This window comes from Microseira wollei NIES-4236 (assembly GCF_020521235.1).
GTDB lineage: Bacteria > Cyanobacteriota > Cyanobacteriia > Cyanobacteriales > Aerosakkonemataceae > Microseira > Microseira wollei.
Genome location: NZ_BLAY01000305.1, coordinates 1 through 6,868 on the forward strand (window position 1 = coordinate 1; position 6,868 = coordinate 6,868).

Annotated in this window: 7 protein-coding genes; 6 read left to right on the plus strand and 1 reads right to left on the minus strand. The window is 45.3% G+C overall.

Annotated features, from left to right (window positions below; all coding sequences use genetic code 11):
• Positions 1–156: 156 nt before the first annotated feature.
• A complete protein-coding gene (locus MiSe_RS46650; RefSeq protein ID WP_226593801.1) occupies positions 157–1,215 on the minus strand; it encodes a DUF1822 family protein in 1,059 nt (352 codons plus the stop codon).
• A gap of 283 nt (positions 1,216–1,498) precedes the next feature.
• Here MiSe_RS46650 and MiSe_RS51755 point away from each other — a divergent pair, with 283 nt between their 5' ends.
• From MiSe_RS51755 to MiSe_RS53430, 6 genes are all read left to right on the plus strand, one after another.
• Complete coding sequence (locus MiSe_RS51755; protein WP_264197073.1) at positions 1,499–1,627, plus strand: hypothetical protein; 129 nt, start codon at positions 1,499–1,501, stop codon at positions 1,625–1,627.
• 297 nt (positions 1,628–1,924) lie between these two features.
• Positions 1,925–2,353: a hypothetical protein gene (locus MiSe_RS46655; protein ID WP_226593803.1), complete on the plus strand. Its 429-nt coding sequence runs from the start codon at positions 1,925–1,927 to the stop codon at positions 2,351–2,353.
• A gap of 72 nt (positions 2,354–2,425) precedes the next feature.
• Positions 2,426–2,698, plus strand: a complete 273-nt coding sequence (locus tag MiSe_RS46660; protein WP_226593805.1) for a hypothetical protein — start codon at positions 2,426–2,428, stop codon at positions 2,696–2,698.
• Positions 2,699–2,839: 141 nt separating this feature from the next.
• Positions 2,840–6,415 carry a calcium-binding protein gene (locus MiSe_RS46665; RefSeq protein ID WP_264197075.1) on the plus strand — a complete coding sequence of 1,192 codons (3,576 nt, stop codon included), beginning with the start codon at positions 2,840–2,842 and terminating at the stop codon, positions 6,413–6,415.
• Positions 6,416–6,427: 12 nt separating this feature from the next.
• Positions 6,428–6,577: a hypothetical protein gene (locus MiSe_RS54505; RefSeq protein WP_264197076.1), complete on the plus strand. Its 150-nt coding sequence runs from the start codon at positions 6,428–6,430 to the stop codon at positions 6,575–6,577.
• Positions 6,514–6,819 (plus strand): calcium-binding protein, encoded by a 306-nt coding sequence (locus MiSe_RS53430; RefSeq protein WP_507770243.1) that lies wholly within the window; start codon positions 6,514–6,516, stop codon positions 6,817–6,819. The genes MiSe_RS54505 and MiSe_RS53430 overlap by 64 nt, the downstream gene beginning before the upstream one ends.
• Positions 6,820–6,868 lie beyond the last annotated feature (49 nt).

Sequence of the window (6,868 nt, forward strand, 5' to 3'; positions counted from 1 at the left end):
TGCAACTGGAGGCAGAACCTCCCGCCAGTCGTTTAACGAGTTCCCAGGTTCTACCTGGGAATGCACCTCCCTTGAGGCTCCTGCCTCTTTTAGGTGCAACTGGAGGCAGAACCTCCCGCCAGTCGTTCCCAGGCCGGAGCCTGGGAACGAGAAAAATCAAAAATATTCGGTGACTATAAAATCGCCTAAAATTATTCTGACACCAAACGGCTCTCCAGGCTCAACGCTAAATGGAAGTTGTATCGAATCTTGAGTATTTCCAGCTTGCGCCTGCAAATCCGGGACAATTTCGCCAAATTCATCTAGCACCATCGCTTGCATCCCCCCATGCAGGTGAATGGTATTTCTAGTAGGATAAACCCAGATATTTACCTCGACTTCATCTTCAGATTCAGGCGTGATTTGGATAACCAGCACTACAGCTTTTCCTGACCCCAAGTTGATTTCTTTGGCGCGTCTGATGCTGTTTTCTAGTGTGCTGGTATCAGTGCTAGAACGCACGTTACTACTTGCGAGTAATCTTTCTGGTGGTTGCCAATCTGCGTTAAAGAGATTTTCTAGTTCTTGCCGCAATTGTTGTAGTATCTCTGACCGTGAGAGGTCTGGTAAAGGTTCGACGTGGACCGATAAAACGGGAATTCCTAAGATTTCGGTTAGCTGTCCGGTTCTGAATAGAGTTTCGATGCGATCGCATCCTGCTTGCGAACCTTCAAATAACAGCAATACACAACCTTTGCCTACTTTTCGTATAGTTAATGACGAGTCTTCAGAAAGTTGGATGATAAATTCAACAATAGCTTTCAACAGTTGCTCGTCTAGTCGGTCAAAATTTGTGTTTAACTTAAGTATCAATTGTGTTTGATAAGATTGCCGTGTTTCTAGTAGAAGTAGATTGGGACTTAGTTGCTTTAGATCCACAGGATCGGGTTTAGTTTCCCAAATCGCGATACGCTCAACAACTTCTTCCCAATTTAGCTCTAAAACTTGACAGAAAGCCTTAAAAACAGCAGGACGAATCAGTTTGCCTGCCAAAAAACGTTTGAAACTTGATTCTGAACAACCAGGAGCGTAACATCCCGGTTGCCAATCTTGCTCTGGGTACAAAATCTTACTCGCCTCTAAAAGCCATTGCTCGTCTTCTATTGTCCACCCTTTTTGTTTTCTGGCTTGCTGAATTCTGGCTAATCCTTGCTTAGAAGCTCTCAGACTTGCCATTACACCCTCTCTTTGCAATTGTCAAGGTCAATTTTATATCAGTTTTTCAATTAATCCAAGTGAATCTACTGACCTAAAACTGGTCTGGTGGAATTTATGGAAATGTAGGAGATTATTTGCATCAAATTATTGGAGATGACAAATAGCCTCAAGTATTGCAAACAGTTTGAGGCAAGAACATTTGTAATAATTGAGAGTTTTGTTGATGTGCGATCGCTTGGCATGTCGTAGGCGTATCGATCTCGTAAATTCGCTTAACTCTATTACCTTTGGTGAGAATCCTATGGAAATTGGCCTCGGTTTATTAGCACTGGTTGTGGGAACTCTGATGTTATTAGACGAGAAACCCCCTAAAAAAGAAGAACCGAAAGAAGAATTGCTGTACAAAATTGAGGTGAAAAAACCGAAGTAGATGACAGGGATTATTTAGTGCGATCGCATGTGGTTTTGGTATGCGATCGCCTGCCATCAGACATACCCCGCGATCATCGTATCGCACAGATGCGCCGTTACCATCCACCCGCCCGGAAATCAATTTCCGGGCTAATAGCGAAAGTCCATTTAAATGGACTGAAGAGTTGACTTTGTAAATATTTAGTCCTCTTAAGAGGACTTTAGCTAAAAGCCCTTGGGTTTAAACCCCTGGCGGGTTATGCAACTTGCTCTTATTTCACAACTTTTCACATCTACCACAAGAGGACAAATCATCATGTCTACTTCTGAATTCAATTTTGATAAAGTTTTCGAACAAACTATTAAAGATAGAGGTAAAACCCACGTATTTTTCATGAACAAGGTTTTGGTACCAGATTTTGCACAGCAGAAAAAGGATGTGGGTGATGCTCTTAGAATCAATGATTTACCAAGCTCAATGAAATTAGATGGAACGCAAAATCCATCCGCACTTCCAGGTATGCAAGATATTTTTAATATTCTTGTTTCTGGTATAGCCGCTGATTTAAAAACTGGGGGGATAGTAACAGCACCGCTAACCGGACAAGCAGTAGCAGAGGTAATTGCAAGAGTTGTTGCTGGAGCTGCTATTGATGCATCTGAAACGCTTTACCAAATCTATACTGATGATCTTAGCGTTAGTAATCGCGTTAATCAGAGTTGGACAGGTAAGGCAGGAGATTGACTTTCTCCAACATCGAAGGATTCCGTAATTTTTACACCGCACTCTCAAGGCAATCTGTTTATTGAAGATGGATTGACAGTTATTAATTACGATCCCAACCGTGTCAGAGTTATAGCTCTTGGTTCTCCAACTGATTATGCTTCTGCGGGGGGATTAAATAACAATCGCTCTGCGAGTCTTATAAATTCTAATCCCGACGACCCAATTACCTATTTTCAAACTGGTTCAGATGAAGCTGTAGCTAAACTAATTGCTGGTACTTTATCAGCAGCAATAACAGCTTATTTAGGAGGCGGGGGATTAGGCGCATTATTCGGTTTTTATGTAGGAGGAAATATTTTATAAGGAGTAGCAAGACCTCTTGTTCCTTTGATTAAGATCGCCTTGACAAAAGAGTATAAAATTTGATCTGGTATTGGAGGAATTTTATACGATCCTTTTGCAGCATTCAGCGTTACAGAGGGACATGCACTTGGTAATAAAGATTTGCCTAAATCATACTTAGGTGAAAATCTTGGTATTCAGGATACTTTCCAAAAGTTTGCTTATCAATTACAACCTCAAGGATACTATTTTCCAGAAGGTGAAGAAAATCCAGGACAAGCAACTGAGGATGAGGACGATTGGTTAGTTGGTACAAAAGACCCTGAAACTCTTGATGGCAAAGGCAGAAATGATGTTTTGAAGGGAGAAGGTGGAGATGACAAGTTAATAGGCGGCAAAGGTTACGATGTTTTAGACGGTGGAGAAGGTAACGATACCGCTGATTATTCCTCTAGTCCTGATGGCATTAACGTACAAACCAAGAAATTTCCTGAATCTGATATTTTTGAAGTCCAAGACGGGTTTGGTAATGTAGATATTCTTGTCAATATCGAAATCATCAGCGGGTCACCTGGTAACGACACAATGACCGGAAGTGACTTTGACGATACCTTCTACGGTCAAGGTGGAAACGATCTATTTTGGGGACAGAAAGGAAACGACAAATTCTACGGTGGTCTTGATAACGACACCGCTTACGGAGGCGATGATAACGACGAATTACGCGGCGAACAAGGCGAAGATGACCTGCGGGGAGAAAATGGCGACGATACGCTTTATGGCGGTAGTGAAAACGATAGTTTATACGGCGGTAAAGGATTCGACAAACTTTATGGCGAAGAAGGAGATGACGACTTAAGAGGAGAAGAAAACGACGACTCTCTTTACGGCGGAATTGGCAAAGATACCCTCTACGGCGGGAATGGAAATGACGACTTGCGCGGCGAAAAAGGGGACGACCTCTTAAAAGGAGAAGCAGGTAGCGATACTTTATTTGGCGGCGATGACAAAGACTCGCTTTATGGCGGGTTAAATGATGACTTGCTAGATGGTGAAGCAGGACACGACGAACTTTATGGAGATGAAGGAAACGACCAACTTTACGGCAATTCTGGCAACGATTCTCTCTACGGCGGCGACAACAACGACACCTTAGAAGGTGGCGACAACGACGACTACCTCGAAGGTGGAAAAGGATTCGATAAACTCTACGGACAAGCAGGAAATGACGTACTTTCTGGCAACGCAGGCGATGACCTTTTAGATGGCGGAATTGGTGCCGATGAATTATCCGGCGGCATCGGACGCGATAAATTATTCGGCAACGATGGTAATGACTACCTCGACGGCGGCGCAGATAACGATACCCTCGATGGCGGTGCAAATTCAGACACGCTTTTTGGTCGTAGTGGCGATGATAAACTTTACGGCAAAGCAGGTAACGATCTTCTATTTGGAAACAGCGGCAACGACTTATTAGAAGGTGGCGATGGCAATGACTTTTTAGAAGGCAATGAAGGCGATGATATTCTCAAAGGTCAAAATGGCAAAGATTCCCTGAATGGGAATACCGGAAACGACTCTCTTTATGGCGATGCTGGCGATGACTTCTTAATTGGAGAAGAGGGAGATGACTTGATTGATGGCGGTGAAGGCGTCGATAAAGTTAACTATTTTGACTCTCCCAATGGCGTTATCGTCAACATCGATGAAAGCAAGGGATATGAAAGCGATCGCACTCTCCACGAATCACTTTTCGTCACCGATGTCAACCCCATTGAATACTATCTTAACCTCGAACCAGACTTCCAAATCAACAGCGGGACGGGTAAAGATGGTTTCGGCATAATCGATATCCTGAAAAACTTAGAAGATATCGATGGAACTGTTTTCGACGATATCTTAATTGGCAACAGCAAGGATAACTATATCCAAACTTTTGCAGGTAATGACTTCCTCATCGGTAACGCCGGAAACGACAAATTCGACGGCGGAGATGGGGAAGATATCCTTAGTTATCGTCGCGACCCTAATGGAGTTCGGGTAAACTTAGAAAGCGGACGCGCCATCGATGGATGGGGTGGCAACGATATTATCTTTTCCGTTGAAGGCAAGGACAATATCTCCACGATTGAAAATGTAGTCGGTTCTCGCTTCAACGACGAACTTATCGGCGACGACAACCCCAATATCATCACCGCAGATAGTGGCGATGACGTCCTAAAAGGTGGCGGCGGCGACGACAAACTTTACGGCGAAAAAGGCAACGACAATATCTCCGGCGGTTTTGGCAACGACTCGTTGTATGGCAATGAAGGGAAAGATTTAATCAACGGCGATGAAGGCAAAGATTACATTCGCGGCGGCGATGGCGATGATGAAATTTTTGCGGGAAAAGGCGATGACTTTGTCGCGGGAGATAGTGGCAAAGGCAACGATATTATCTACGGCGAAGCGGGGATAGATACCTTATTCGGAGGTGCTGGAAACGACTTTATTAGCGGAGGTGAAGGAAATGACAGCGTTTACGGCGAAGCTGACAACGATGAATTATACGGCGATGAAGGCGAAGATTTCTTATCCGGCGGGACGGGTAACGATAGTCTCGATGGTGGCGACGATAATGACTTATTAAATGCTGGTTCAGGCGACGACTTACTCAGCGGACAAGCAGGAAACGATACCCTCGTCGCTGGCGAAGGTAACGATAAACTTTGGGGTGGTGAAAACGATGACTTGCTGTTAGCAGAAGCAGGCGATGACTATCTTGCTGGTGGGGAAGGGAAGGATAGTCTGATTGCTGGTGCAGGCGACGACGAACTTTACGGACAAGGAGGGGACGATTATTTAGAAGGAGGAATGGGAAGAGATAGCATCAGAGGCAATCAAGGCAAAGATGAACTTTTCGGCAATTCTGGCAACGACTATCTCGACGGTGGAGAAGGTAGCGATACCCTCGACGGCGGTGAAGATAACGACCAACTATTCGGTCAAACTGGAGAAGATATCCTCGCAGGCGGTAACGGCAACGATACAGTTTTTGGTGGCGACAACGACGACCAATTATTCGGTCAAACTGGCGACGATATCCTCGATGGCGGTAACGGCAATGATAGTTTATCTGGTGCGGCAGGCGACGATAAACTTTACGGTCGAGAAGATGATATGGTAGGAGGCGGCGAAGGCAAAGATACCATCTTCGGCGGCAATAATAATGATGAACTTTTCGGACAAGCTGGAGATGACTACCTCGATGGTGGCGCTGGCAACGATAGTTTAGACGCCGGAGATGGAGACGATAACCTTCTCGGTCAAACAAGTAACGATATCCTTGATGCTGGTAACGGCAACGATACTCTATCCGGCGGCGAAGGCAACGACCAATTATTAGGTAAAGCAGGCGATGACTACCTCTCTGGCGGTAGCGGCAACGATAGTTTATCCGGCGGCGATAACGATGACCTGTTATTAGGAGAACTTGGCGACGATATCCTCGATGGCGGCGCAGGCAAGGATAGTATTTTTGGTGCTGAAGGCGACGACCAACTTGTAGGTTTTTCCGGCAATGACTACCTGGAAGGTGGAGAAGGCAAAGATAGTTTATCCGGTGGCGAAGGCAACGATCAATTATTCGGACAAGCAGGCGATGATTTATTAGATGGAGGAGAAGGAAGCGATATGCCTCCGGCACGCTACGCGAACGCATTTTCGGCAATGAAGGCGACGACCAACTTTTAGGATTAGGCGGTGATGACTACCTCGAAGGTGGCAGCGGCAACGATAGTTTATCCGGCGGCGAAGGCATCGATCAATTATATGGACAAGCAGGAGATGATATCCTCGATGGCGGTAACGGCAATGACCGCATCTTCGGCAATGAAGGCAATGACCAATTATTAGGAAAAGCAGGCGATGACTATATCGACGGTGGCGAAGGCAACGATAGTTTATCCGGCGGCGATGGCAACGACCGACTTTACGGCAAAGCAGGCAACGATATCTTAAATGGTGGCAGCGGTATCGACTTCCTCGATGCAGGCGAAGGCGATGACGAATTAGAAGGCGGCGATGGCAACGATCAACTTTACTGGCAATGCCGGAAAAGATATCCAAGGCAGGCGATATCGGCGACGACGAATTAAAAGGGGGAGAAGGCGATGACGACGAATTAAAAGGAGGCGATGGCAACGA